Annotated in this window: 28 protein-coding genes; 9 read left to right on the forward strand and 19 right to left on the reverse strand. The window is 38.6% G+C overall.

The window, feature by feature from the left end; genetic code table 11:
- Positions 1-64: 64 nt before the first annotated feature.
- Genes LIT25_14430 through LIT25_14440 form a run of 3 tightly spaced genes read right to left on the reverse strand, consistent with a single transcriptional unit; the run spans position 65 to position 1,801 of the window.
- Positions 65-835 carry a sporulation protein gene (locus LIT25_14430; GenBank protein USK31849.1) on the reverse strand — a complete coding sequence of 257 codons (771 nt, stop codon included), beginning with the start codon at positions 833-835 and terminating at the stop codon, positions 65-67.
- Positions 822-1,637 carry a protein kinase gene (locus LIT25_14435; GenBank protein ID USK31850.1) on the reverse strand — a complete coding sequence of 272 codons (816 nt, stop codon included), beginning with the start codon at positions 1,635-1,637 and terminating at the stop codon, positions 822-824. The genes LIT25_14430 and LIT25_14435 overlap by 14 nt, the downstream gene beginning before the upstream one ends.
- The gene (locus LIT25_14440; GenBank protein USK31851.1) at positions 1,637-1,801 is read right to left on the reverse strand and encodes a hypothetical protein; all 165 of its coding nucleotides are present in this window, start codon (positions 1,799-1,801) and stop codon (positions 1,637-1,639) included. Before LIT25_14440 ends, LIT25_14435 begins: the two co-directional genes overlap by 1 nt.
- A 104-nt stretch (positions 1,802-1,905) precedes the next feature.
- On the opposite strand from LIT25_14440, the gene LIT25_14445 reads away from it, so the two are divergent.
- Complete coding sequence (locus LIT25_14445) at positions 1,906-2,988, forward strand: DUF2515 domain-containing protein (protein USK31852.1); 1,083 nt, start codon at positions 1,906-1,908, stop codon at positions 2,986-2,988.
- Between the two features lie 37 nt (positions 2,989-3,025).
- Here LIT25_14445 and LIT25_14450 read toward each other — a convergent pair whose 3' ends face one another.
- On the reverse strand, positions 3,026-3,202 hold the full coding sequence (locus LIT25_14450) for a YozD family protein (protein ID USK31853.1): 177 nt from the start codon (positions 3,200-3,202) through the stop codon (positions 3,026-3,028).
- Between the two features lie 151 nt (positions 3,203-3,353).
- On the opposite strand from LIT25_14450, the gene LIT25_14455 reads away from it, so the two are divergent.
- Positions 3,354-3,527, forward strand: coding sequence for a hypothetical protein (locus LIT25_14455; GenBank protein USK31854.1), 174 nt, complete (start codon positions 3,354-3,356; stop codon positions 3,525-3,527).
- On the opposite strand, the gene LIT25_14460 is transcribed toward LIT25_14455, so the two are convergent.
- Complete coding sequence (locus LIT25_14460) at positions 3,524-4,201, reverse strand: hypothetical protein (protein USK31855.1); 678 nt, start codon at positions 4,199-4,201, stop codon at positions 3,524-3,526. The genes LIT25_14455 and LIT25_14460 overlap by 4 nt on opposite strands.
- A gap of 194 nt (positions 4,202-4,395) precedes the next feature.
- Between LIT25_14460 and LIT25_14465 the strand changes: the two genes are divergently transcribed.
- A complete protein-coding gene (locus LIT25_14465) occupies positions 4,396-4,518 on the forward strand; it encodes a DUF4023 domain-containing protein (protein USK31856.1) in 123 nt (40 codons plus the stop codon).
- A 517-nt stretch (positions 4,519-5,035) separates the two neighbouring features.
- Here LIT25_14465 and LIT25_14470 read toward each other — a convergent pair.
- The 4 genes from LIT25_14470 to LIT25_14485 form a co-directional block, all read right to left on the reverse strand.
- Positions 5,036-5,752 (reverse strand): TIGR02206 family membrane protein, encoded by a 717-nt coding sequence (locus tag LIT25_14470; protein USK31857.1) that lies wholly within the window; start codon positions 5,750-5,752, stop codon positions 5,036-5,038.
- Positions 5,753-5,856: 104 nt separating this feature from the next.
- Positions 5,857-6,651: an ABC-2 family transporter protein gene (locus tag LIT25_14475; protein USK31858.1), complete on the reverse strand. Its 795-nt coding sequence runs from the start codon at positions 6,649-6,651 to the stop codon at positions 5,857-5,859.
- A gap of 12 nt (positions 6,652-6,663) precedes the next feature.
- Positions 6,664-7,452: an ABC-2 family transporter protein gene (locus LIT25_14480; protein ID USK31859.1), complete on the reverse strand. Its 789-nt coding sequence runs from the start codon at positions 7,450-7,452 to the stop codon at positions 6,664-6,666.
- Between the two features lie 12 nt (positions 7,453-7,464).
- Entirely contained in the window at positions 7,465-8,460 is a 996-nt protein-coding gene (locus tag LIT25_14485) for an ATP-binding cassette domain-containing protein (GenBank protein USK31860.1), read from the reverse strand.
- Between the two features lie 272 nt (positions 8,461-8,732).
- On the opposite strand from LIT25_14485, the gene LIT25_14490 reads away from it, so the two are divergent.
- Positions 8,733-9,917 (forward strand): styrene monooxygenase, encoded by a 1,185-nt coding sequence (locus LIT25_14490; protein ID USK31861.1) that lies wholly within the window; start codon positions 8,733-8,735, stop codon positions 9,915-9,917.
- Between the two features lie 24 nt (positions 9,918-9,941).
- Here the strand turns inward: LIT25_14490 and LIT25_14495 are convergent, their stop codons facing one another.
- Positions 9,942-10,466, reverse strand: coding sequence for a hypothetical protein (locus LIT25_14495; GenBank protein USK31862.1), 525 nt, complete (start codon positions 10,464-10,466; stop codon positions 9,942-9,944).
- A 124-nt stretch (positions 10,467-10,590) separates the two neighbouring features.
- On the opposite strand from LIT25_14495, the gene ant(6) reads away from it, so the two are divergent.
- Complete coding sequence (gene ant(6), locus LIT25_14500) at positions 10,591-11,454, forward strand: aminoglycoside 6-adenylyltransferase (GenBank protein USK31863.1); 864 nt, start codon at positions 10,591-10,593, stop codon at positions 11,452-11,454.
- Between the two features lie 55 nt (positions 11,455-11,509).
- On the opposite strand, the gene LIT25_14505 is transcribed toward ant(6), so the two are convergent.
- The 3 genes from LIT25_14505 to LIT25_14515 form a co-directional block, all read right to left on the reverse strand.
- Positions 11,510-11,938 carry a DoxX family protein gene (locus tag LIT25_14505; protein USK31864.1) on the reverse strand — a complete coding sequence of 143 codons (429 nt, stop codon included), beginning with the start codon at positions 11,936-11,938 and terminating at the stop codon, positions 11,510-11,512.
- Between the two features lie 447 nt (positions 11,939-12,385).
- A complete protein-coding gene (locus LIT25_14510; protein ID USK31865.1) occupies positions 12,386-12,856 on the reverse strand; it encodes a DinB family protein in 471 nt (156 codons plus the stop codon).
- Positions 12,857-12,969: 113 nt separating this feature from the next.
- Positions 12,970-13,707, reverse strand: a complete 738-nt coding sequence (locus LIT25_14515; protein USK31866.1) for a sulfatase-like hydrolase/transferase — start codon at positions 13,705-13,707, stop codon at positions 12,970-12,972.
- A 550-nt stretch (positions 13,708-14,257) separates the two neighbouring features.
- Between LIT25_14515 and LIT25_14520 the strand changes: the two genes are divergently transcribed.
- A complete protein-coding gene (locus tag LIT25_14520; protein USK31867.1) occupies positions 14,258-14,824 on the forward strand; it encodes a GNAT family N-acetyltransferase in 567 nt (188 codons plus the stop codon).
- Positions 14,825-14,843: 19 nt separating this feature from the next.
- Here LIT25_14520 and LIT25_14525 read toward each other — a convergent pair whose 3' ends face one another.
- Positions 14,844-16,004 (reverse strand): MFS transporter, encoded by a 1,161-nt coding sequence (locus tag LIT25_14525; protein ID USK36285.1) that lies wholly within the window; start codon positions 16,002-16,004, stop codon positions 14,844-14,846.
- Positions 16,005-16,316: 312 nt separating this feature from the next.
- Between LIT25_14525 and LIT25_14530 the strand changes: the two genes are divergently transcribed.
- Positions 16,317-16,571, forward strand: coding sequence for a hypothetical protein (locus LIT25_14530; protein ID USK31868.1), 255 nt, complete (start codon positions 16,317-16,319; stop codon positions 16,569-16,571).
- A gap of 1,240 nt (positions 16,572-17,811) precedes the next feature.
- Here the strand turns inward: LIT25_14530 and LIT25_14535 are convergent.
- Together LIT25_14535 and blaOXA are read right to left on the reverse strand one after the other, a co-directional pair.
- On the reverse strand, positions 17,812-19,335 hold the full coding sequence (locus LIT25_14535) for a LysM peptidoglycan-binding domain-containing protein (GenBank protein ID USK31869.1): 1,524 nt from the start codon (positions 19,333-19,335) through the stop codon (positions 17,812-17,814).
- A 178-nt stretch (positions 19,336-19,513) separates the two neighbouring features.
- Entirely contained in the window at positions 19,514-20,299 is a 786-nt protein-coding gene (gene blaOXA / locus LIT25_14540) for a class D beta-lactamase (GenBank protein ID USK31870.1), read from the reverse strand.
- Between the two features lie 192 nt (positions 20,300-20,491).
- Here blaOXA and LIT25_14545 point away from each other — a divergent pair, with 192 nt between their 5' ends.
- Positions 20,492-21,874 (forward strand): PLP-dependent aminotransferase family protein, encoded by a 1,383-nt coding sequence (locus LIT25_14545; protein ID USK31871.1) that lies wholly within the window; start codon positions 20,492-20,494, stop codon positions 21,872-21,874.
- Between the two features lie 78 nt (positions 21,875-21,952).
- Here LIT25_14545 and LIT25_14550 read toward each other — a convergent pair whose 3' ends face one another.
- Both LIT25_14550 and LIT25_14555 read right to left on the reverse strand, forming a co-directional pair.
- Complete coding sequence (locus tag LIT25_14550) at positions 21,953-22,444, reverse strand: GNAT family N-acetyltransferase (protein USK31872.1); 492 nt, start codon at positions 22,442-22,444, stop codon at positions 21,953-21,955.
- Between the two features lie 439 nt (positions 22,445-22,883).
- Positions 22,884-24,413 carry an alpha/beta hydrolase gene (locus LIT25_14555; protein USK31873.1) on the reverse strand — a complete coding sequence of 510 codons (1,530 nt, stop codon included), beginning with the start codon at positions 24,411-24,413 and terminating at the stop codon, positions 22,884-22,886.
- A 239-nt stretch (positions 24,414-24,652) separates the two neighbouring features.
- On the opposite strand from LIT25_14555, the gene LIT25_14560 reads away from it, so the two are divergent.
- Positions 24,653-24,865: a hypothetical protein gene (locus tag LIT25_14560; GenBank protein USK31874.1), complete on the forward strand. Its 213-nt coding sequence runs from the start codon at positions 24,653-24,655 to the stop codon at positions 24,863-24,865.
- A gap of 230 nt (positions 24,866-25,095) precedes the next feature.
- Here the strand turns inward: LIT25_14560 and LIT25_14565 are convergent, their stop codons facing one another.
- Positions 25,096-25,389, reverse strand: a complete 294-nt coding sequence (locus LIT25_14565) for a DUF3817 domain-containing protein (GenBank protein USK31875.1) — start codon at positions 25,387-25,389, stop codon at positions 25,096-25,098.
- Between the last annotated feature and the right edge of the window lie 125 nt (positions 25,390-25,514).

Below are 25,514 nucleotides of genomic sequence, written 5' to 3' on the forward strand. Positions count from 1 at the left end.
CTATTAAATTGGTTTTCTCAATCAAAAAACAGCAGTGATAAACTCTTCACTGCTGTCACCTTGATTAACTATACCGCTGTATGACATTTTCAAGCGTTCTTCTGATAGATGCCTGATCTTGCTGAGTAATCATAACTTTTAACAGGGATTCATCCATTTCGAGGGCCTCAGATAAAAAGCCTCCGAGTCCCCTTGCCCGGCGATCTACTTCGAGCAGCAGCTCAACTCCGTGATGGCTTACATTTGAAATGACGACTTCCAGTTCATCGAGCTTGCCGCGGAATGGACCTGCGGTTGGATAGAACTCAAATTCCTGAATGAAAGGAAGCCTTTTCCTCAAATGATACGGAGCTGCCTCGTTTTCTACTTTTCTCAGGTTAAAGCCAAGGTCCCTTAGTGCGGAGAAAATTGTTTGCACGAGCGGCGGTGCTTCCACAACTAAAATGTCTTTGTCACTCGGGTCAACTGCTCCTTTAATATCAAGCCCGGTTTCTAGCCAAACCTTTGATGAGCCGAGGGTGATTGGTGTGTCAGCAGGCAATGGAAAAGCAAATGGAATTTCTTTTATTTCATTTGCCATGATTACAAATGGTTCATTAATTTTCACCTTTGTAATGGTTGCAGACTGATGATATTTTTTATCATCTGATTCTTTTAAATAAGTTGTTTGCAGAGAAAGGTAGATTTCATCGATCTGCTGTTCGATGTTTCCGCCTTGGACGTGAATGATCCCTTTCAGCTCTTCTCCCAAAACAATTTTATCAGAAGCTAATCGCGCATCCACTTTAGCTGCACCAATCCCTACACTTGAAAGAATCTTATTAAAAAATGACATTCTGTTCTCTCCCATCCGCACACTTCAATACTTCCACTATAAGCTCATCAATAGAATCATATGGCTTTAGAAGCTTGAGCATCCGTTTTATAATTTCTTTAGCAAACGATGATAATTCAAGTTCATCTTCCCAGCTTCTGCTCTTTCTTGAAGAAGGAACATAGCCTGAATACAATAAAAAAAGCACGAAATGTCCCAAAGCAAAAAAATCGCTCTGATAGGAAACCTCTCTGAAAAGAATCTTTTTTTCGGAGTATTTTGTTTCAGATTTGCATATTTCATAAGAATCCTTCAGTCTTCTGGCTAATCCAAAATCAATAATATGAATGGACTGATTTTTCATGAGAATGTTCGGTATTCTTAAATCCCTGTGAACAATTCCATTTTGATGAAGAATCTTTACTGCCTTTAATACTTTCAACAATATATGAAAGGATTCCTTCTCTCCATAAGCTTCTTTTTTAATAAATATTAAATCCTCGAATGTCTCGCCTTCTATATACTCCATTGAAATAAAGTGGTTCTTTTCCCATTGAAATGATTCGTAAAAATCGGGAAAGGCAGAATTGCGCATGCTTGACTGAATGTCAGCTTCCCGCATGAACGAAAGCAGCCCTTTACTGGTACGCGCTTTATAAGCTCTAAGCTGCTTTACGACAGCAGTCCTACAATGAATATCTTCGGTAAGATATGTAATGCCATAGCCTCCCATACCCAGCACTTTTTTTATGAGGTATTTGCTGTTAATCGTTTTACCTGATTTTAACGGCCTTTCCCCATATTTTAATAACAGGTTAACCATTAACTGCTGTAGGATCTTGAAAAACGGCTTGATCCAGATTTCCGCTTATAATGCTTGTGGCCATACTTAGCGGGATTTCCATAATGTCTATTACTGCGGTCGCTGCTGCTGTATCTGTGATGTGATTTTTTCCCTAAAAATGAATTGATCAGTTTTTTTAACATATAGATCCCTCATTCTTTCTTTCTTTATTTACTACGTTTCATAAGAACAAAAGTTTCAGCTTTTTCATATGTAAGTAGGAGGCACGGATATAGGAGCTGGCTATATGAATATCCTCCCGCTTTTTAAGAAGAAAGCATTACCTGTCCTTTTACCCAATACGGAAAAATTAAACCTGGAAAAAACTTTGTCAAACTCTTTGGATTTGAAAAGTCCCCTAGTACTTTATGGAGAAGAAAGACTTGCTGTTTTGGACATAAGGGCTCAGACTGCCGAGTTGAACAGGAACAACCTGACAAGAACGGAAGCCTATATAGCTTTTTATTTAAAGCACCCTGAAATTCACTGGTCTTTTCTTGCCCATATGGTGTCAAGAAACGGGGGCTACAGCATGACTGATTTGAAAAATGGCATTGTCGGTCATCCAGAAAAAGAGATTATCGCTCTTTTTCAATTTCTTGAAACGGCAAACGCTCTTATTTTCCATGATGCCTATCCGCAGCTGATGCTATACGAAAAAAGTCTTTTTTTCGGCAGACCGCTTTTTCATTTATTGCCCGCTTTAAATGTTTCGCGATTTATGATGCCAATCTGGGAGATATTTTTTATAAAGAGACGCTCTGACGTGCTTACGCTTGTCTTAATTACAAACGAGCAGCATTATGTGAAGAATCAGCTGCTGTCAAAATCGTCCGGCATCTTAAAAACATTCCCTTATGCCCTGCAGGAAAAATGCGGACTGACGAATGTTGTCTTTCCATACAAAAAGCACTTTTATGATAAAAAATATTCCCTTGCAGGAATGGAAGTAGATAACTTTATTAAGCCTGAAGCAAGAATCAAAATAGGAAAGATCCTTTATCAAACTCTTTTTCATCCAGCCGTCTTCAATGAGGCAATGTTATTTTCAAAGCATTCCCCGCATACTGGCTCAAGAAGTGACTATTGGCCACACCTCTTCTCAGCTGCTAATGAGAAGCAAAAATTCCAGAGCCCGAAGCTGCTGGATGCATGGGAAGATGTTCATCATACTTTTCACAGATACAGCGATTGGCTTTTGAATATAGATTTAATTTCAGATTTTGATGCTTTTCCGCACACAGGCACCTATAAAGACATAACAAAGAATGTAAAAATGAATTTGCTGAAAATGAGCTCCCTCCATTTGATTGCAAAGAAAATATTTTGACATGATGCCAATAAAAAACGACGAGAATCCTCGTCGTTTATTCTATGTCTTCCAAATCTTCATCAATTATGCATTTTTCGAGTAAATAATCGAATGCGATATCTGCTATTGTATCCAGTTCGAGTTCTGAGGGAATGTATCCCCTTTTCGTCAGCTCATTGTAAAAGAATTCTGCCATTTCTTCTGTATCAATAATAACTTCAATTTCTTTCACAACATCGCCCCCTTAGTAATTGTTTATATGTCCCAATTTTCAAAACTATGTCTGGAATGAATAAGCTTTCGATAAATTTTATTGTTCATAATCTGTCCATGCCTGCATACCATTTAAGTAAATGGACAAGCCAAAGAGGAGATGACCTGAAATGAAGAACTTACAAGCGGTTTCAAAAAAAGAAGAAGAAAATATCGTGCTGCAATTTATAGACGGAGCAGGTTTTGATCAACTGCTTGAACAAACGATTAAGATCCTTCAGGGGGCTATGCTCTTCGGGTGTGTGCCGTATTTTATTTACTTGCTGGTTTCACTGTTTTCTTAATGATCCTTTGTATACTTGCTTAAACTATCGATTATAAAATCCATCATTTCTTTATACTCAGGATCACCAAACATATCGTATAATGACAAATAATCATTGTATATATCAAGAAGTTCATCAACAATATCCTTTTTGCTTCGTTTTACTTTGCGGGCGGCGGGTTCTTGCTTTGTCAGCTTTTCTTTGGCAAGGAGCTGTTCCATCGCTTTACTTTCTGGAGAAACAATATGCATCAGGCTCAGCTGCTGAACGAATGTTCCTGCCTGTTTTTTCCCAATAACGAATACAAGCTCTTCCTCGGATGCTTCAAGCCATTCCCCGTCGTTGATGCGCATGAGCTCATAGATAATATCTTCCCAGCCATCCTCTGTATATCTCCAGATTTCTGTACGAAAACCGACTACCTTGAACAATACTTCTTCGTAGCCCTTTACTTGTACAATATCTCCAATATGGTACTGAAATTCAATTTCTATTTTTTCGGAATCAATGACTTTTCCGGTGTATTCTGAGTAAAGCTGGATCGCGTTTTCGAAGTATAAAATCTCGCTGTGATTCACTTCATATAGATAATGCTGATCGATTTGATGAACGTTTGTAACCGTTCCAACCGTACTGTACATAACAATCACGACAGTATCACCGACTTTATACTTTGGAATTTTTTTGTTCACTAAAAGATCCTCCTCTGCCGCGATTCATAAAAGTTAGAATAGTATATGCTGTAAAACCTGAATACGTAATAGGCAAATCAGCAAAGGATTTTCTAAAATAATAGACAATTTGGCTTCATTTAAATGATTGACTCATTTTTTCAGGACACCTGGAGATAGTAAGAATATGAAGTCATTTTAGGAGGTCATATTTTATGGAAAACACATCTAATTACGTTGAAGACTTACATGAAAAACAGCAAAAGGACGAGCAGAACAGACAGCACCAGGGCAAAGGTAACCCGGGCAAGAAAAAGCCGAATAAAACGCATAAATGATAGGGAAATGCGGAATCGCCTGGTTAGCTCCGACAAACAGAAAAGGCTCCGCCATAAAAGTCTGGGTTTGACTTTTATAGCGGAGCCGATCTTTCCGAGGAGTTAGGCGATGGAGCTGGACAATAACGAGTTGCGGAGCCGACTGGTTAGCCCAGATATGGCTTACAACAATTCCCCCAGAAAGTCAGCGTTTGACTTTTTGGGGGATTTCTTTTGATTGAGGAATCAGGAGGTCCAGTTGGACAATGACGCAGGCTCCTTAATGATAATAGCGAACTTTCGCACCTTCAGCTGGGAGGCATCTGGAAAAAAGAAAGTATTTCCTATAAATAGGCAAGTATTTTACCAAATCCGGCCAGTAAAAGATGTAATCTGGAAAGTATTTTACTCGTTTCAGCAAGTAAATCGCCAATCGCTTTATATCCAAATGCCAAATGCACACTCCTCTTCAGTTTTCCCCAGATATTTTTATATTGGCACTATCCAGCTCCCCAGCATTCCTACAACAAACTTTCATCTAATCAAAACGTAATTGCTTCAATTTAATACACCCGTATAAAAAGAGAAAACTCGCAATCATAAAGACCTCCATCCAAAGCAAATACCACGGCCAAGCCCCAAGAAAATCTAAAAATGAAGCATTTTCAGGTTTTTTCATGATGTAGAGATAATTTGAGCCAATCCCTTTATTTAAAAGATAAATACATCCGGCATAAACATTGACAATCAGCACTGAAGCCCATAATGAGCGCCATGTTGGCAAAAAGTGATAGGCCAGTATCATAAACAAGCATGCAATGATCACTCCTCCATGTGACAGAAAGAAAACGATATACTGGAAATGCGGAAAAGAATACTCTCCAAGGTCGGGTGTGAGAATGGCCTGAATGGAACTTGCAATTCCTGCGTAATACAGAAATTGAAACAGTCTGGTGCTTTTTGCAATGAGCATGATAATGGCCAGAATGACAGTAATATCACTAAGGTGAAGGGGCAGTGAAGATTGGGGTGCCCATGCCCCTTCTGATATTAGCCACAGCTGTTGCACAAACATGGAAAGAAAAAGAATAACTGCCAGTGCAATACGCACGGGGTGTCTCGTTACTTTAACTTTTTTCTTAAAAATAAATAAAAGGGAAGTCAAAAACAGGATTAAAACCAATGTCCATATGTGTTCTGCTGAAAATAGACGGAAATTTTCAAGCTTGGGGTCGTGCTGAAAGTATTCGTACATTCATGCCACTCCGTTTTTCTATTTAGTTTGAGGCAATTTCACATAATCTATGCCGATAACCGCTGCAAAAAAAAACTGACCTCAAAGTCAGCTCTTTCTTCCCATTAAGTTCCCGTACTAGCATATGCCTTTAAGCCATAAAGCCAAAATACATAAGCAAGTGTTATGCTCCCCGCTCCAACCAGAGGCGAGACCGCACCGACAAATGAGTACCCATTCCCGTCCAAAAACCACGCTGCCGGATAAAAGGCGGTAAACCCGTAAGGAATGATCCACGTCAGGAATACACGAATGGTTTTGTTATAAATCGTAAGCGGGTACTTAGCAAATTCACTTAAATTAAAAACCGCATAGACAACAGGAAGACTATCGACCATCCAAAATGAAAAAGTGGCAAAGAATAAATTGATGGCGATGAAGATCAATCCGCTTGAGATGATCATCACAACAAGCATGATCCAGTCCATTACCCCAAATGCAAGGTCTAAATGCGGAAAGGCCGTTGACAATATAATGATGCCGATAAAAAGCTGTCCGATACCATCCTGCTGCAGCCTGTCAGCACACACATGAAACAGCGGGTTGATTGGCCTTATCAGCAGCCGGTCCATTTGCCCCGGACGGACATACTGCCATCCAAGCGTCCATAAATTGTCAAAGAAAATATGATGCAGCGATCTTCCCGCAGCTGCGATGCCATAAATAAATAAGATTTCATAAAATGTCCAGCCGTTGATTTGCTCGATATGATCAAAGACAACTTTTACAAAGAAGATGCTCGCAAACTGCTGCAGCATAACACTGATCACACCGATAAAAAAATCCACTCTGTATTCCATCATTACTTTTACATGGTTTTTAGCAAAAATATAATATAGCTTTGCGTAGCGTTTCAGCATAAATTCACTCCCTTACCCGCCAAATATCGTTACCTTTTTGATTGCCTGAGCCCAAATCAGCTTCATGACAAGAAACATGCCCAGGCACCATCCGAGCTGGATCAGCACTGCAATATACGCCGCTTGCCCATCAATAATCCCTGTATAAATAGAGACAGGTGTGAAAACCATCGCCTGAAATGGCAAGAAGGAGCTGATTGTCTCAAGCCATCCTGGAAAAAGGGTAATTGGGACAAGCGCTCCTGAGAAAAAGGTTATGACTCCCTCCTTCAATACTCGAAGCCCCCATACATTTACTGTCCAAAATGCGATAATCCCGATCATTAAATCAAAAAACGTTCCAATCCAAATGCCAAGACCGGCACTGATCACAAATAAAATCGCAGCTTCAGGCGAAGCCGGCAAAGCAATATGTATAAAGATAAATGCAATAACCATCAGCGGAAGGGTTTCTCTGAATAAGTGAGTGATTTTCCCTCCAAAGTCCATAAAAATAAGCTTAAAAATCACATCATAAGGCCTCATTAGTTCAATGGCGATATTTCCATGTCTGATTTCTTGTGCAAGCTCATTTCCTACACCTGATACGTATCCCTGAATGAACATCGCAACAACGATATAAGTAAGCATCTCCTGCAGCGTTAAATTTTGAATGGTGTCCTTGCCTTCATATACGGCATGCCAGAAATAAAACATAATCATCAGACGCATGACAGATGAGATTGTTCCGGCCCAATACCATGCAGAATAAGCTGCATTTATCTGCATTTGGGATTTCGCGAACATCAAGTATTTTTTCAACACTCACACCCCCTATAGTCCGCGGTTATAAATTTCTTCAACAATCGTCTCAATCTTTGGATCATATAACGAAAGATCGATAATTTCATTTTCAGCAAGAACGGCAGAAATCACTTCAGACGCGGATATTTGTTTTTGTGAAAAAGCCAAAATGACTTTCTGCTGCTGTTCTTCATCAATCACACTCATTTCAGCGCGGTCTCTTATAGACAGCGGGAATGAAAACGATTGCACAATTTTGATCTCAAAATGGATTTCTCTTTTTGCTGCAAACTTGTCTTTAATTGCATGCAAATCTCCATCATATAAAATCGTTCCATTATCAATGATAATAATCCGATTGCAGATCTCTTCAATGTCCTGCATATCATGGGTTGTAAGCAACACAGTCGTTCCAAAGCGCGCATTCATTTCTTTAATAAATTTACGGATTCTCACTTTAACTGCAACATCAAGACCAATGGTCGGTTCATCCAAATAAACAACATCGGGTCTGTGCAAAAACGCAGCAGCAAGCTCACATCTCATTTTTTGCCCCAAAGAAAGCTGTCTAACTGGAATTGACAGCAGCGGTCCAAGCTGCAGAACCTCTGTAAATAGCCCCAGTGTCTCCTGATACTGCTCTTCTGGAACTTCATAAATGTGCTTCAACAAATCAAATGACTCTGAAACCGGAATATCCCAAAACAGCTGTGTCCTCTGTCCGAATACCGCTCCAATCTGTTTTGCATTTTGTTTTCTGTTTTTGTAAGGAACAATTCCTCCTACCTTTACTTCACCTGAAGAAGGCGTCAGGATTCCTGTCAGCATTTTTATCGTGGTTGACTTCCCTGCTCCATTCGCGCCGATATAGCCGATCATTTCGCCTTTTTCAATCTTAAAATTGACCCCTTTTACAGCTGTCTTCGTCATATACGTCCGTTTAAAAAGAGATTTCATCGCGCCTCTAAGACCCGGATCCCGTTTAACCAGCTTATATTCCTTTTTTAAATCTCTAACTTCAATCACCCTATAATTCCCCCATTCAGAATCAGCTGCTTCTATGTAACTATAAAATTATAGAATGATTTGAAATTTATGTAAATCACTTTTTTAGCTGCACTTGCATAAAATCGAATTTGTTTTTAACAGGTAAGATTACGGGATAAATACTTGTTAGCCTTTATTTCTCCAACCAATAACACCTATGTAAAATCCTACTATAGAAGAATGTGATAGAGGTTTAAAAATGGTAAAATTCACTATATGAATTTCAATTATGATTTTGGGGAGTGATAGATATGAAACGCCGGATTTGTATTGTTGGGACCGGGACAGCTGGTCTCCATTTAGCATATGCTCTTAAAAAGGAGTTTGATGTGACGGTGATCTCCCATCGCACAGCAGAACAGATCAGAAATGGCAGAATTCAGTCAACACAAGTACATTTCGGCTCGACACTTGAAAGAGAAAGACGTTTTTCTATGCCAAAATGGAGTGAGCATACACGAATTAAAAGCATCCATATGACCATTGGTCAGCAAAAACTGTTTGCTGGAATGCTGGCTGAACCCGCACTATCTGTTGATCAGCGCTTCTATTTTTCACATTGTTTAGAGGAACTAAAAGAGAGAAAGGTCCCTGTTCTTTTTAAAAAAATAAATAAAGAGAATCTCAATGAATTAATAGAAGAATTTGACTTGATTATTGACTGTACAGGCAAAAAAGGGCCGCTTTTTCCCTTTCCTATAGAAAAAGATTTTTCACCATTCCAGACACCTCAAAGAAAATGCATCGTTGGATACTTTAGAGGCATAAAGCCGCTTACACCTCAAGGAATTAATGTCACTATTCTCCCGGGGGAAGGAGAAATGTTTGAAATACCTGCATTAACAGACCAGGGTCCAGTGACAATCTTGTTTATTATGGCAATTCAGGAAAAGAGTCTAGATATTTTCAAAGCGATTCGCTCATCAGACGAATTCACGTTAAAAATACGGACGGTTTTACAAACCTTTTTCCCGGAAATCGCAAGCCGTATAGTAGAGGAAAGCTTTGCTCTAAATGACGAAAAGGGCTTTCTGCAAACAGCGATCACACCCGTTATTCGAAAACCGTATACAATTATACAAAATAAATTAGCAGTCGGATGCGGAGACAGCGTGTTTTTGAATGATCCGATTACAGGACAAGGCTGCAATCTTTCTTCTTATTGCGCAGAAAAACTGTATGAGACGTTGATTGAGTTTAAAGATGAACCTTGGAATTCACAGCTCGGGGAGTCATATTGGAATAGAACCAAACCATTAGTCAAGCAAGTGACAGAATGGACAAATGCGATGACAATGCCGATGCCTGAGCATGTTATCGAACAAATCCTTCAAGGTTCCGGTGAACAGGCAAAAGCCGATCGAATTGCCGGCTGGTTTGCTGATCCAAGCACAGCCTATCAGGATATTTTTCAAGCAGCAAAATCCAGCAGTTAATAAGGAGAAGGGTGAACTGCTGATTCACCCTTCTTTCATTCTTGCGGCATTTCGAAAACGAATAATTGAAAAATTCAAGGATGATGAAAGAACACGATTCCTGATTGGATATAGGTCTGGAGTAAACCTAAGTTCAGCGTTTGCCTTCACAATCTTCTCCAATAAATCGCCTGCAGGCTCAACGTTCAGCGGCACAACTTCTTCAAAAGAAATATAGTATCCTGCCGTTTTCGCTTCTTCAAACAACTCAAATGATTCCGGCTTAAATGTATAAACGTATAAATTTGTGCTTCGGATCCGTTCAAGCCATGAGCTTTCAATCACAATAATCTTATCTGTACTAGTCTCACCAAAGAATCTGGCTGAATCCTCTTCCTTCGTTTGCTCACCCTTCCAATATATAACTCTTGGACAATCCCGCGGAAAATAATAATGAAGCGCATGCTCCTGATCAATGGCCCAGACAACTGGACGAAGGTTTGAAAAAGAGGCAGATTGCCGCGGTTTAAAAAGATCAATAGAAGGATCTTCACTAAAATGGTATAGCATTCACTTTGGTCCCCTATTCTATCCTTATTAAAAATGAGTGCATTCTTCAACCTTAGTATGGTCTAATAAAAACCACCTTTGCTATACTTTACAATAAAATAGTTAGTTTTTGGAGGAAACAAAATTGAGAAGCGAAAGCGAAATGATGAAATTAATTCTTGATGTTGCCAAAAATGATAAAAGAATCCGTTTAGTAACTCTAGAGGGTTCCAGAGCCAATAAAAATGTACCAAGAGACAAATTTCAAGACTTTGATATTTCCTATTTTGTAACGGATATTGATTCTTTTAAATCCAGCGATGAATGGTTAAATCAATTTGGCAAAAGAATCATGATGCAAAAGCCGGAAGATATGGAACTTTTCCCACCGGAACTTGGCAATTGGTTTTCCTATTTGATGTTATTTGCAGATGAACATAAAATCGATTTAACTCTTATCCCAATTGATGAGCTGGAACAGTATTTATCAGAAAGTGACGGCTTGGTAAAATTATTGTTGGATAAGGATTCAGAGATAAATAAAAAAATGGATCCTAATAATGAAAAATATCACATAAAAAAACCTTCAGCTGGAGAATTTGATGATTGCTGCAATGAATTTTGGATGGTGTCAACGTATGTTGTTAAAGGTTTAGCACGAAATGAAATCCTTTTTGCAATTGATCATTTAAATGACATAGCTAGACCTAACCTCTTACGAATGATGGCTTGGAATATTGGGATCGAAACTGATTTCTCTTTAAGTGTTGGAAAGAACTATAAGTATATTCAAAAATATTTAGACATAAACGACTGGGAAAAATTGCTTAATACGTATGCAGAGAATAGTTACGAAAATATGTGGCAATCTTTATTTGATTGCTATGATCTTTTTAGAAAATATTCCAAATTAGTTGCACATAATTTAAGTTACGACTATCCAGATTATGATGAACGGATTACAGGATATACTAAAAAAAATTTTCATTCCTTTCGTAAAAACTCTTAAAAGCGGGAAATGAAAAAACCTGATCAGCAGCTGCTGATCAGGTTTTTTCATACATTTAAATATGTGATTGAATCTTTTTGTCAGCTGAAAGCTGTTTCCTAAACGGAAATAGACTGCGTACGGTTTCATCCCGCAGCCATAAGCCTCCCCATGCTAAAACAGCTAAATATACAGGAAACAATGTATGAGAAAAGAGCGGGGCATCCAATCGCAAATGTGTGACGATGACGCCTCCATAATAGCCGGTCAGGAGCACTGCCCCCAAGAAAGAAGTCCGCGGTACAAGATACAGAATCGTAGATAGTAGCCCAAGCAAGCCAATGATAAAAATGTGATGCTCCTCAAAACCAAGCGAAAGGGTCCCTTCAACAACTTGAGCAGGCTTAACAAATTTCATAATACTGTCAAGTAACATAAACATGATAACCAGTCCGCTCATCACCCAAGCAGTCAACAGGCGGCCTTTTGAAACACTTTTTGCCATGATTGTTGGTACCTCCTGATTTTTGTATGATACTCTGTAAACTTTAGTTCCTCATGTGTAATCCTACATCATTTCAAGATACTGAATGGGTTTAAAAATTATGACTTCCAATTCTGTTCTTATATCCGAGGCTAATGAAATCCTTCTCTTTCTTTTTTTCTATAAACATCTTTGAAATCCCGGATTATCATAATGCACAATGCAATATGGACGACTTGGAGTTTGAATTTATTGCATCTACTTTCCTTTCCAAATCTCACATTTCATGCAAACGGTCCTCTTAACTTTCCGAATTACCGTGAAATAAATATAACTCCTTTTTTCATTCATTTTTGCAGACAACATTTTGATTTCAAATTGCCGCTGATCAGCTCTTTTCAGTCAAACAAACCCAAGTTTTGTTGCTTCATTTTTACTCTTCCTTCAGCTTAAAAAACGATCAGTCTCCTATTCAAACATCATAACCCCGGGATCTTTTTTATAACAATGCACAAGCATCGCATGCAGCTGGCCTCGATGATGATACAAATGAACGGCCATTTCTAAAAGCCATTCAAACCGGGTATAAACGGTTCCCCAATAAGAGGTCATTTCCTGATGAAGTTCTTTTTCATTAAATTGACTGAACCGTTCTGATAAAATAACGTGATTCTTAATCAATGCTTCTTTTATGTCGTGAAGGTTATTTAAAGCTGCAGAAGAATAAAAGCCGGCCATCTCTTCCCCGCTTGCTCCTTCAGAAATCAGCAGATCTGCATGACAGATCATTGCAATATGTTTGAGCAGCTCTCCGATGGAATGCTTGTCAGCTGTCGGTCTTTTCATCAAATCACTTTCTTCCAGCGTTTCTATGATTTTAATAATAGTGTCAATTGCCACTTCAATTTGATGCAACGCATATTTAACATATGGATTCAAAAGTCAAACCTCACCCTCTATTTCCTCTTTAAAATAATTATCGGGTATTTGACTTTTCTCTACAAGAAAAAAAGCCGCTCTATTCGTTAGAATAAAGCAGCTGATTCAAAAGATTAATATAATTTGCTGATTAAATCATTTTCCAAAAACATCGTTGATAATTCTATATCTTTATATAACGTTTTATAGTTTTCTCTGCAAGCTTCAATTCCTGTCTGCTTTTTGGTTTTATTATCAATAAATTTACCAGATGAAAAAACGCCATCATGAGAAGCGATGTAGTCATAGTTATCAGAGTAAAACGAATAACGCGTTGCTTCGTAAGCAAATCCTGCAAAGCCCTCATGATCTGCATCAAGAGGTTTCCCAAACTGAATCAGCTTCTGGTCGATTCCAAGCAAAGACGTGATTGTTGGAAAGTTGTCCATCTGGCTGGCAGTTACTTCATTGACTGCACCCTCTATTTGCCCGGGATGATGAATGATAAGCGGGATATTGAATTGTTCTTTTTCATTAAAATCCACACCAAGCAGTTTATTGATTTCATCTTTATCCATTGGCAGCGGTCCATAGTGATCGCCATATACAAAAAAGATTGTATCGTCCCACAGGTTTTTCTTTTTCAGATCTTCGATAAATAGACCAATTGTATCGTCAAAGTATTTTGTAGACTGCAAATAATGACCTGTATTCGTACCTTCAAACCTTTTTGGAAGATTTAAATATTGATAGTCTTTCGGCATAACAAAAGGAGGATGGTTGGTGAGCGAGACAATGAAGTTATAGAAAGGCTTTTTATCTTTTATGTATATCTCAGCCATTTGTACTTTCATCAGAAATACCAAGTCCAACAATTTCATCCGCTTTTATTTTCGGGTGATTTTTTTGATAAAACGTTTGATACCCTTGTTCTGGATAGGCTTGATGCTTTTCCGCTTCGTTTTTTATGAATGAAAACATTGAATTAGTAATGAAGCAGGACATGGAGATTCATCAGGACGGAATACAGCTTGAAGAAATCGAGGTTCCTCCTTAAACAGCAGGTCCTGTTCCCCAAACAGCGCCAATCAGTGTCTTTGTGGAAACAGACACCATTCCAACAATATCAATCGATTCCCTATGAATGGCTAAAGGAACATTACACTGCAAGCTTTTTAGGGAGAATCAGAAACATTTAAAGAAGATGCTGCAAAAATAGTAAATGAATTTAAAGATCAATACGCAGATGAAGGCTAAAGCCTGACTTTTGGCGGACGCTGCTGATCGTTCGTGCTTTATATATAGTCGCAGAGAAACTTCGTGGCAAAAGAAGAAAAGCATGTTACAGGTCTGCCTATTATTGGCAGCCTTTTTGTTTCATAGTATAGTAATAAAATAGAGAATGAGATTGGGGGATCTAATTTGTTTGCACATATAATAGATAATGAAGTTTCACTAAAATTAATGGATATAAGAGATGGAGATGGGCTGTTCAAGCTCACAGATCAATCAAGAAACCATCTGCGTGAATGGCTTCCCTGGCTTGACTTCACAACAAAAGCTGAGGATACAAAAACGTTTATTGAAGGCTGTTTACGGGCTTATGCAGAAAATAAAAGTTTAAATGCGGTTATTTTATATAAAGGCGAACTCGCCGGAACAGCAGGCTTTAACCAAATCAATTGGTCAAACAAGACAGCTTATATCGGATATTGGCTCGGAGCAGAGTTTCAGGGCAACGGGATTATGACAAAAGTTGCCGGAGCCTTGACGGATATAGCCTTTCAGAAGTACAACTTGAACAAAGTTGAAATCCGGGCTGCTGTTCTGAACACTAAAAGCAGAAGCATCCCAGAGCGGCTTGGCTTTGTTCATGAAGGAAACATAAGACAAGCTGAATGGCTCTATGATCATTTTGTCGATCATGCCGTGTATGGCATGCTTGCTGAAGAGTGGAAGCAGAAAAAATTCAAAAAGCACCTGACTTAGTCAGATGCTTTCTTCCATTTTAATAAGTAGACGCGGCTGTCCGTTCTTTTGTAACCCTTCTGCCCTTTCCTTCTAAAAGAGTCAGTATCATGGGTACGATAAGAAATATGCTCGAAATTTGAAAGAGAACCGCCGTTTCAAGATATTGGGCCAGCAAGCCAAAAACGATTCCGCTTAGACCTATCCCAAAATCAATCGCAGAGAAAAACATTCCATTTGCCACACCCCTGCGGCTGTCCGGCGTTTTTGAAAGCGTCCATGACTGCAGAGTCGGAAGCAGCGAACCGAATCCGATTCCAAATAAAATCCCGGCAATAGCAATACCTATATTGGTGTGAGAGAAAGAAAGAACCCACATTCCAGCAAAAGTCAGTGTCGAACAGACAATGATCAGCCCCTTAGGCCCTCTTTCGTCAAACCACTTCCCTGCAATTGGTCTTGAAATCGAAGCCATAACTGCATTAAACAGATAGAAAAGGAAAATCTGATCGATTCCTCGTTCTTCACCGAAAATCACAATAAAAGTCACAACAGATCCATAGCCGAATGTCGCAATCATCGTGATAAAAGCCGGATACCAGCTTGTTTTTTCCACGAGCGAGCCAAGATATGAGAATTTCAGATCTTCTTTTTTGGCCAGTCTGACCGATTCCGGTGTGCAGTAACGTACAGCTGATAAAAGAATAATCGCAATGACCCCAAGTGCACAGGAAATATAGATTAAATTGTTAAACGTTGTAACCCCGAATAAAAAGATACCAAGGCTTGGCGCAATAATCATTCCGAGCGTAACGGAAAGGCCAAAATACCCCATTCCTTCCCCAAGACGGGAATTCGGAATCACATCCACGGCGGCCGTTCCGTTCACTGTGGTGGAAAAACCCCAGGCAAGACCATGGATAAACCTGAACATCAGGAAAATAAGAATGACATTTGAAATGGGGTAAAAAATGGTGATCGCAAGAAGAGCGGCTGCTCCAATCAAAACGAGCGGCTTGCGGGCTTTATATTCAAGCATGTACCCGATAAACGGACGGCTCAAAACCGCTCCTATCGAAAATAAAGCCGTAACTAACCCAATCTCAAGTCCCGAAGCTCCCAAAGATTTAATATAAGGCGGGAGTGTGGGAATCAGCATTTGAAATGACATAAAAATAAATAAGTTGCCAAGCATAAGCATAATAAACGATTTGGTCCAAAGAGGTGCTTTCGTTAATTGATTCACTGTATCTCTCCTAATTTAACTGAATACCATAAATTTATTTCGGATTACTAAATAATATCACAATCAATGAAGGGATGAAATTATAAAGTTTTATTATCACTTATGGTTATTTATACCAAATAAAAGGATTTTTTACTTTTTAGGGAGAAAGAATCTAATAAAATTTGGTTTTTCATAGGAGAAGCTGATTTTGAGATTGTAGCGGTTTGTTATTTTATTTTTTCTATTGTTGCTTATTGGATGTTCTGCTAATGAAGATCACACAAAATGGTTTGCTACTCAAAAGCAGCCATCCAAAACGGTCTAAAAGATGAAGGCTTATTAACAGGCAATCTTTTAGGAAAAATACAATCAGATGGAGAACTGTTTGTATTTTTCAAAAGAAAAGTTGATGATGGTGATGCAGCAGGCTTTGTCCACCTAAGAAAATCTAATGGGAAATACGCGTGGTATAAACCAATGCTGAGGTACTGGTTAAGTATAAAGATAGAAAAAAAGCACCACATGTATCATTTGAATTAAAAACTCATTCAGACAAGGCGTATAAAGCCTATTTTGGAATCGCTGATTTAGCTGATATGGCGATTTCAACAGATTATGGACCAAAGGTTTCTCCGGTAATTGATAAAGAAAGTCAAATTTATTTTTGCATTGTGCCAATTAATAATTATAAAGTGAAAGGTTCCTAAAATTCACCTGATAATGGGTTTTGGGGAATCATAGCGTAGGTTGATTCCTCAGTTTTAACTGCTCCATGTTTTTGGGTACTCATAGCTTGCCTTTGAGTACTCCCCTTCATCTTTTTCAAGGTTTTGGGTACTCATAGCTTGCCTTTGAGTACTCTCATTCATCTTTTTCAAGGTTTTGGGTACTCATAGCTTGCCTTTGAGTACTCCCCTTCATCTTTTTCAAGGTTTTGGGTACTCATAGCTTGCCTTTGAGTACTCTCATTCATCTTTTTCAAGGTTTTGGGTACTCATAGCTTGCCTTTGAGTACTCTTATTCATCTTTTTCAAGGTTTTGGGTACTCATAGCTTGCCTTTGAGTACTCTCATTCATCTTTTTCATGGATTTGGGTACTCATAGCTTGACTTTGAGTACTCTCATTCATCTTTTTCAAGGATTTGGGTACTCATAGCGTGCTTTGAGTACTCTCATTCATCTTTTTCAAGGTTTTGGGTACTCATAGCTTGCCTTTGAGTACTCTCATTCATCTTTTTCAAGGTTTTGGGTACTCATAGCTTGACTTTGAGTACTCTCATTCATCTTTTTCATGGATTTGGGTACTCATAGCTTGACTTTGAGTACTCTCATTCATCTTTTTCATGGTTTTGGGTACTCATAGCTTGCCTTTGAGTACTCTCATTCATCTTTTTCAAGGTTTTGGGTACTCATAGTCTGCCTTTGAGTACTCTTATTGACCTTTTTCAAGGTTTTGGGTACTCATAGCTTGCCTTTGAGTACTCTCATTCATCTTTTTCAAGAATTTGGGTACTCATAGCTTGCCTTTGAGTACTCTCATTCATCTTTTTCAAGGATTTTGGGTACCGCATAGTCTGCTTTGACTCCTCTCATTCACCTGATCATGGATTTTGGATACTCATAGCGCGCCTTTGAGTACTCAAACTTGCCTGATCATGGATTTTGAGTCCTCATAGCTTGCCTTTGTTCCTCAACAACAAAAAAACGGATACCAATCGCTGTGCAATTTGGTACCCGTTCCCCTCTGTGCTTTTTTCTCTATCACGTTATCTATCTATCATTAATTAAAATGATAAACATCCCATATATCCGAAGTTTCTGAACCTATATACCATGCTGCAGCTCCGCCTAAATGATTCTCTTTCACCATCTTCATTCTCAGCTCAATTGATTTTTTATCCTCTATCCACAATTGATGTTTTTCACCGTTTTCAGTGAATTCAGCATAATACTGTGATGTTTTCTGATCCCATACCTTCTTAAGCCCTTTTGATGAAATCATTTGATTCACTTCGGCCATCGAGCGGTCGATGCTTCGCAGCTCGCCATCAGATAAGTCTGTCACCCATTCTCTCGTATAAAAAGGCACAGCGAGAATGATTTTATGTGTGGGCACATCTTTCATTAGCAGCTTAATGCCTTCTTCAACCCAAGGCAGGGAAGCAACAGAACCCGCTTTCAGTCCCCCTCCCCAATGCTCATCGTATCCCATCATAATCACATAATCGGCTATTTTGCCGAGTTCTTTGCGGTCTAAGCTACCAGACCAGAATGGGTCATCACTTGTTCTGGTCACATCGACAGACACGATAATTCCATGAGGTTTCAGGGCTGTTTTTATTTCCCTGATAAACGTTACGTAATCCTGTTTATTTTTTATATCAATGTTTTCAAAATCCACATTAATTCCATCACTCTTGCTTTTAATTAAAGCAGTCTGAAGTTCTGAAACGAGTTTTTGTCTTTTTTGAGGATTGCTTATGATTGAATCTGTCAGAACAGGGTCAAAGTTGTTGCCAAGAAGCGGCCAAACGTTTTTCCCTGCAGCATGTGCTGCCTTTGTATATGCAGCATCCGTTTTAATAGAAACACCTGCTTCAGATTGATTTAACGTAAACCAGCGCGGAGAGACAACATTTAAATTTGGTTTGTTTTTCATTTGCTGAATGTAAGTATTTGCTGTTCCATTAAAACTCCAGCCCATAACAACACGTTTGCTTGTTTTCACTTGCAGGTGCGATTTTTTGATCCACCCTTTTTTCCCGCCAAGCAGCTGAACTTCATAATAATACACAGGAATTTTTAATTTTTGGCCGATTTTAAGCTGAGCAGTCTTTATATCATTTAGCTTGGTAATATCATTGACGGCTACTCCATATTTGTTCGAGATTTTCCATAGTGTATCACCTGAACTCACTTGATGAGCTTGAACGGTCTGAGGAATCTTTATATTTTGCCCGAGGGAAATCTTATCGTTTTTTAAGCTATTGAACATTTTCAGTTCGTGAACGGTTGTTCCATATTGGCTGGCTATTTTCCACAGCGTATTTCCGCTGGTAACTTTATGTGTAATAGCATCGGCAGAATCTCCCGCTGCTGATTGAATAAGAGGATATTCATCACCTTTTTGAAGAACAGCTGCCACAGCCGAGCTTAATTTTGGAGAAGAATATACATTGACGCTGTTCCCTTTTACAGACCCGATTTGCTGAGTATTCGACTCAGCTTTGCCTATTAGAGGCATTTGATTTTGCATCAGGAATAAAACTAGTAAACTGCTGAAAACCTTTTTCACTGCCTTCATCTTCTTTCTCAAACCTTTTAACATATAAATGTAATCATACTCCCGGAAGATATGAATTGAAAAGTGGGATTTAGTGGGGATTTTGTATCAGGGATAGGCTCTATAGAATTCATGCTGAAATTGCAATTTCAATAAAAAAACAAGACCCAATGTTCTTTAGATCTTGTTTCATTTTTTCTTATTTACTAATTATTTTTAACTGTTTCAATACCTCTATTGTGATATTCTTTGCCTCGGTTCCGCTTCCGTCTATATTTGCCGCAAAAACCCATTCAGCTTTTTCTGTTTCGGCGTACCCAACATACCAGCCGAGTCCAAGATCTGAAAGGCGTGTACCCGTTTTGCCATGCAGCACATATGAATCCGCTTCTTCATTAATCATGATTCTTTTAACTGTTCTCATTTGCTGCTTATCAAAAGGAAGTGTCTCTTCAACAAGATTTTCAAAAAAACGGATTTGTTCTTGTGCAGATATTTTTAAACTGCTGTCAAGCCAGAAACGATCGATCCCTCCGCCTATGTCACGATTTCCATAGTTCAGCAAATCAACATTTTCCTGCATTACAGCAGGACCTATATCTCTTGCCATCGATTGGTAGTACCAAATGACGGAATACCTCATACCAGAAGCTAAGGTATGATCCCTGTTCCAATCTTCAATTTCCCTGAGTGTTCCGTCCCATCGCTTCACTTCATATTCATCTTTGACAGCACCTGTTTTTAACCCAATTAACGCATTTGGCACTTTGAAAGTCGATTCAGGTGTCATGCGCTCCTTGCTTCTCTTTTTGTTATAAACATAAATTTTATCTGTTTTCAGATTTTTAACCACAATGGTTCCTTGTTTTCCTTTAAACAGCTCGGCCACCTGCAGGTTTTCTGGTTTTGGCGATTCAGCAATTGCGGGGGATCCCGTCAAGCACACTAATAAGATACTGAGTAAAAACATCATCATTTTCTTCATTTTTTGCATTCTCCTTTTTAAAGTATTTAATTTTAAACGAAGCTTGCCAGGCATTTCCACCTTCTTTCGCTGCTTTTCTATACTGATGAGAAGCACCATTTATTTATTGATTTCAAGTATACTTATCCTTATCAGGAACCGAAATCCCATTTTTCTTGCTCTGTACCCGTACAGATTTAGGAGGAGAAGCTGATGACAAAGAAAAAATACGAAGAGGTTATGATGGAAATTGCACATCGTGCAGCGGCTGGAGTATTAAAGCCTGGGAGCAGACTCCCTTCAATAAGAGCTTTATCTGAAGAACTATCCTGCAGTAAGAATACAATTATCAAAGCTTATCAGGAACTGGAACTGAATCATCAAATCTACTCAGTCAAAAAGAGCGGTTATTACCTTGTAGAAGACTATCAATTTCAGAAAAAAGAGTCCTCACAAAACAGAAAGATTGATTTTTTATCAGCTGGACCGGACAAAGAAGCTATGCCTTACTTGGACTTTAAGCATTGCATAAATCAGGCAATCGATCGCTACAAAGAAGACATGTTCTCCTATTCAGAGCTTCAGGGCCTGTATTCCCTCCGCAAACAGCTTGCCAGGCATTTGCAGGATCTTCAGGTATTTACTGTGCCTGAACGGATTGCTGCCGTAACTGGCTCACAGCAAGCCCTTCATCTTCTTGTCTCTCTTCCATTTCCTAATGGAAAGAGCAAAATATGTGCAGAACAGCCGACGCATCCAGGATTTATTGAATCGCTTAAGACACAAAAAGCGGATGCTGTTGGCATTGAAATTCAAAAAAACGGCATTGATCTGGATCGTTTAGAGGAAATCTTCAAATATGAAAACATAAAATTCTTTTATACCGTCTCACGCTTTCATAATCCAACCGGATACAGCTACACAAACGCAGAAAAGAAAAAAATCGTTGAACTTGCCCAAAAATACGACGTATATATAGTGGAAGATGATTATATGGGTGACCTTGATCCGAATATGAAGCAGGATCCAATGTTTGCATATGACCCCTCAGGAAGAGTCATATACACGAAAAGCTTTTCAAAAACGCTGCTGCCAGGGCTCAGACTTGGTTTAATTGTCATGCCTGAAGCGCTTAAAGCAGATTTTTTGCAGGTAAAGTTCGCTGCTGATGTTCACACCCCTGTTCTCACACAGGGTGCACTTGAAATTTACTTGAAAAACGGAATGTTCGATGCGCACATCTCAAAAATCAGACAGACTTACCATGAAAAAGGAAAGCTGCTGCAGAAGGCCTACTCGGAATTCTTATCTCCTGATGCAGTTTATACAGGTTCATCATCAGGATTTTACTCAACTATTCACCTGCCTCCTCCTTTAATAGCACAGCAGCTGATTAGCTTATTAGAAAAAGAAAATGTCTTTTTAGATAATGCCGAAAGAATGTATCTCCCTGCATATAAAAAGGAAAATGTCCTGAGACTTAGTGTTTCACAAGTGGAAGATGAGTTAATTGCTAAAGGAATTCAAAAAATTGCCGCCGGTATTCAGACGATGATTCTAGAAAAGAAAAAGGTCCTGACTTGGTCATTTAAATAAGAAGGGAGCCGGAGATCCGGCTCCCAAAAGTTCATGATTTTCGTCAAACTTCATTTTGAAAGGAAAGCATAATCTTTTTTATATCTGATTCAAAGGGCCCGTTATTTTCAGGTAAAATACAAGCGTTGTTTGATCATTCAGCTTTTTTCTTATACCAGTCACGGAGTAACCCATTTTTTCATAGAGATAACAATTGCGTTCTTCCTCCAATATTGTGGCTAATTCCCAACTGGCTGCTTGAGGGAACATCTTTTCAGCCATCTTTATTGCTCTCTGAGCGATCCCCTTTCCTTGAAAATCAGGCAGAATAAACATTGGACTTATCCAAAATTGTGATGTTTCCACTTTCCAGCATATACATATTGCCCCCACAAGAATGTTATCATCCAATATTTTATAAAATTCACCTGAAGGATTATTTATTCTAGTAATAACTCGATTGATGGTTTCATTTGCAGGACTAGTATCGTAGTCTTTATATTTCTCCAATAATGGCGTAAATGCCTTTACTTGCATATCAAAAATAGAATCTGCATCAGAGTCTATTGCCTTTTCTAAAACTATTTCCATAATAACCACTCCAAGATTGTTATTAGAAGCAATATCTGACAGTATAGATAAATTGAATATGGTTATGTTCAACCGATCATCATAAAACTCCTTCTTTAACCCCTCCATTTGTGAAAAAAAATGCCTATTAAGATTAGTAATTTTTTCTTTGGGTTTCCTTCTGACAAAACATGCAACAAGTTGAAGATCTATCTTTCTTATCATCTTCAATTCTATTCGATCACATTAGTGTTGAAAAAAGCTTTACGATAAAGTGACACTTCACTCAGTGGGGTTTCTCTTTTCACCTATGGTGGTTTAGTAAGGCCAAAGGACTTTACAAAGGTAAAGATAAAGATAAAGACAAAACAAAAATCCCATATTAAAAGTTTAATACAGGATTTGATACATTTAAATTTAATCTCCATGTATACCTTAGTTCATGGTTCGGAATCATTTATTACCTTGGCTCAACCTCTTTTCCTGTTTTAAGGTCGATAACCTTCGTTGTATCATCAGGGACAGGAATTGTTTTGCTTCGAGGTGCCTTCTCCCCATTCTCTACCCAATCTACCAATAAATCAAATGACTGATGGGCATAAGGGAGCAGCGGCTGCAGTTTTTTGTCTGAGTCCGTTGTAGAATTCCATACTAGACTGTCAACATGATTTCCATTTTCAATCGAATACATGCGGTGAAGCTTTTCCTTGCCAGCTTTTTTCACAAGTTTTTCATAGCCCCTTGCATGAATATCAGGGAAAATCAATGCATCCAATGTTCCTGTAAAACTGATAAGCGGAACGTCTATGTCACCCGTATTAGCAATTTCTTTTATGTTCTCTTTAACACTTTTCGGACGGCTTTGATACTTGTAATCTTCAAAAATATAATCGTAGCTTCTGTCCCTGACTCCATTTATAAAGTTTAAGTAGTTTCTCCACGGAATGCTGTCCGGGGCATTTGGATCAAAATGGTCACGGTAGATGTTCGCTGTAATAAACCAATAAACCTGATCATGGTATGACCACAATTTTTCCGATCCTTTTGGAAGACCGGCTTTATACATTTCTTTCATAGCTTTTTCTTTTTCTTTTCCAGTGCCGTAGATGGCAGCCTCAGCATGATTAACAACTGCTGTGAGAGAAGAAATTAAGTTTGGCTGCTTTTCCGTCCAAAGAACACCTTCCCAATCTACACCTCCATCAAACAGGCGGTTTTCTTTTTTCTGGCGGCCGTCATGCTCCAGAGCATACCTGACGACATATCCCCCATTTGAGATCCCCATTGCATAAGTAGGAACACTGTGATTCTTTCTCACCAAATGATGTGCTGGATTTGATTTATCTTTTGAAGAAATCAGCTGCTCTTGATAATGTTCCGCTAAATACGATTGTGCGGCTTTCGTGATTTGTCTGAAGCGCTTATGCCACTCTGCGACGCTGTCATCTTCGGCAGCCAGGGCGTTTTTCGCTTTTGCAAATGGGTCACTAGGATCCATCTCTCCTTGTGTCCCCTTGTCAATTGCTGCAAACGCATACCCTTTTTCAAGAACAAAATCACTGAACAGTAAGTCTGTTGACATTTCATTTCGAGTAGCAGGAATACCAGCCACCACAAGTTTCCCATTCCACTTATCAGGGACACGTATTACAAACTGAGCGTCTTCAAAAGCGCCATTTATCTGAGTTCCGCTGATGGCTGCGGGTTTATTCATCTTGTACCAGCCTGTCCCTTCATTTACACTTCCCCAATTGACAGGAGCAAGACCTATGTTTCCAAACAATGTTGCATTTTGAAATTGAAGAGGATTTTTCGTTGTTAAGTAATTTCCGTTCACTCCATCAAAATAAGTTTCAACTACATTCTGTGTTCCTGGTATAGGAAGACTCTGCAGCTGGGAGGTTTCTGCATTTACAGCATGGTGTGGAATCGGCAGCACTGATGCAAGCATAGCTGCCGATAAAGCAAACGCTATCATTTCTTTTTTCAATAAAACACATCCTTTATTAGAATTTTCTGCAAACTAAGCAATTCTAGTTTACTCTTTTAGGAAATGATAGACATGGTGCAAAAGATATAACTGGATTAATGGTCTATAGACCTATAAATTATTGTTGCTTAAGTAGAATCATATGATTTTATTAAAAATTTTCTATTATTAATATAATTAGTAATTAGAGGAATTTCTCCATTTATGTCGAAAATGAATAGGATAAAGGGGATGACCCAATGAATAAAGATAAATTATTAAAAAAAATGCATCACGCCAGCCGAGGTAATTTGTTTTCAATTGAAGTTCAAAAGGCTACGAAAGAAGATGAACGGCAGATTGATCAATTTTTATCTGAATTAGAAAGAGAAGGAAAAATCAAATTAAGAGAAGTTGTGCAGCGCGAATATTCCGTTTATTTACACGGAATTGTTAAGTATGCATCCGAATAATAGGATGCTTTTTTTCATTTCTTATCTGCGAATATTGAGCAGGATGATGCATATCCACTTTCAATATCCTGCTCTTTATGGAGCTTATCCAGTCATTTTTGTAGAAACTCCCATCCTCCGCATAACCAGGTGTAATGATATCACTGCAGATAAAAAAGGGAGCATGATAAAACTTGAAAAAGCATAAAAAAATAACCTTTTCGCAAAGGTCATTTGTACATTTCATTTTCTTATAAATTTGCTTTTTTTAGTCTCGCATCCAGAATCATGTTGCCAAACGGAATAAACGCTACAGCGACTGCACTGAATACCCAGGCGAAGGACCATCTGATTTTATACGTAGTATAGGCAATGATCAGCAAATACGTGATAAAGAAAAAGCCATGAATTGATCCCACAATTGTTACGGCCATAGGGATTTCTGCCAGATATTTTAAAGGCATGGCAATAAAAAGAAGAATCAGCAAAGACGCTCCTTCGATGAATCCCATGAGCCTAAAGCGGCCAATTGGTGATTGAAGCATAGGTGAACCCCCAGTACACTTTTTTCTTTTATTATAGAATATGAAGGGTCTAAAAACTACTTTTGCCAAGCAGACGTCATAGAATGTTCATTTCTATATGTATGTCCACTAAGAGGTTTTATTCT

This window comes from Bacillus sp. F19 (assembly GCA_023823795.1).
Taxonomy (GTDB): Bacteria; Bacillota; Bacilli; order Bacillales; family Bacillaceae; genus Bacillus_P.

Coding starts and splice junctions, on each gene's coding strand:
- LIT25_14505 (USK31864.1), bottom strand. CDS start 11,938: ATGGCAAAAAGTGTTTCAAAAGGCCGCCTGTTGACTGCTTGGGTGATG.
- LIT25_14455 (USK31854.1), top strand. CDS start 3,354: ATGAAGAACTTACAAGCGGTTTCAAAAAAAGAAGAAGAAAATATCGTG.
- LIT25_14550 (USK31872.1), bottom strand. CDS start 22,444: ATGGAAATAGTTTTAGAAAAGGCAATAGACTCTGATGCAGATTCTATT.
- LIT25_14430 (USK31849.1), bottom strand. CDS start 835: ATGTCATTTTTTAATAAGATTCTTTCAAGTGTAGGGATTGGTGCAGCT.
- LIT25_14525 (USK36285.1), bottom strand. CDS start 16,004: ATGCTTATGCTTGGCAACTTATTTATTTTTATGTCATTTCAAATGCTG.
- LIT25_14490 (USK31861.1), top strand. CDS start 8,733: ATGAAACGCCGGATTTGTATTGTTGGGACCGGGACAGCTGGTCTCCAT.
- LIT25_14435 (USK31850.1), bottom strand. CDS start 1,637: ATGGTTAACCTGTTATTAAAATATGGGGAAAGGCCGTTAAAATCAGGT.
- LIT25_14475 (USK31858.1), bottom strand. CDS start 6,651: ATGCTGAAACGCTACGCAAAGCTATATTATATTTTTGCTAAAAACCAT.
- LIT25_14565 (USK31875.1), bottom strand. CDS start 25,389: ATGCTTCAATCACCAATTGGCCGCTTTAGGCTCATGGGATTCATCGAA.
- blaOXA (USK31870.1), bottom strand. CDS start 20,299: ATGAAGAAAATGATGATGTTTTTACTCAGTATCTTATTAGTGTGCTTG.
- LIT25_14560 (USK31874.1), top strand. CDS start 24,653: ATGAATAAAGATAAATTATTAAAAAAAATGCATCACGCCAGCCGAGGT.
- LIT25_14440 (USK31851.1), bottom strand. CDS start 1,801: ATGTTAAAAAAACTGATCAATTCATTTTTAGGGAAAAAATCACATCAC.
- LIT25_14535 (USK31869.1), bottom strand. CDS start 19,335: ATGAAGGCAGTGAAAAAGGTTTTCAGCAGTTTACTAGTTTTATTCCTG.
- LIT25_14470 (USK31857.1), bottom strand. CDS start 5,752: ATGTACGAATACTTTCAGCACGACCCCAAGCTTGAAAATTTCCGTCTA.
- LIT25_14530 (USK31868.1), top strand. CDS start 16,317: ATGGTTTGCTACTCAAAAGCAGCCATCCAAAACGGTCTAAAAGATGAA.
- LIT25_14495 (USK31862.1), bottom strand. CDS start 10,466: ATGCTATACCATTTTAGTGAAGATCCTTCTATTGATCTTTTTAAACCG.
- LIT25_14465 (USK31856.1), top strand. CDS start 4,396: ATGGAAAACACATCTAATTACGTTGAAGACTTACATGAAAAACAGCAA.
- LIT25_14445 (USK31852.1), top strand. CDS start 1,906: ATGAATATCCTCCCGCTTTTTAAGAAGAAAGCATTACCTGTCCTTTTA.
- LIT25_14545 (USK31871.1), top strand. CDS start 20,492: ATGACAAAGAAAAAATACGAAGAGGTTATGATGGAAATTGCACATCGT.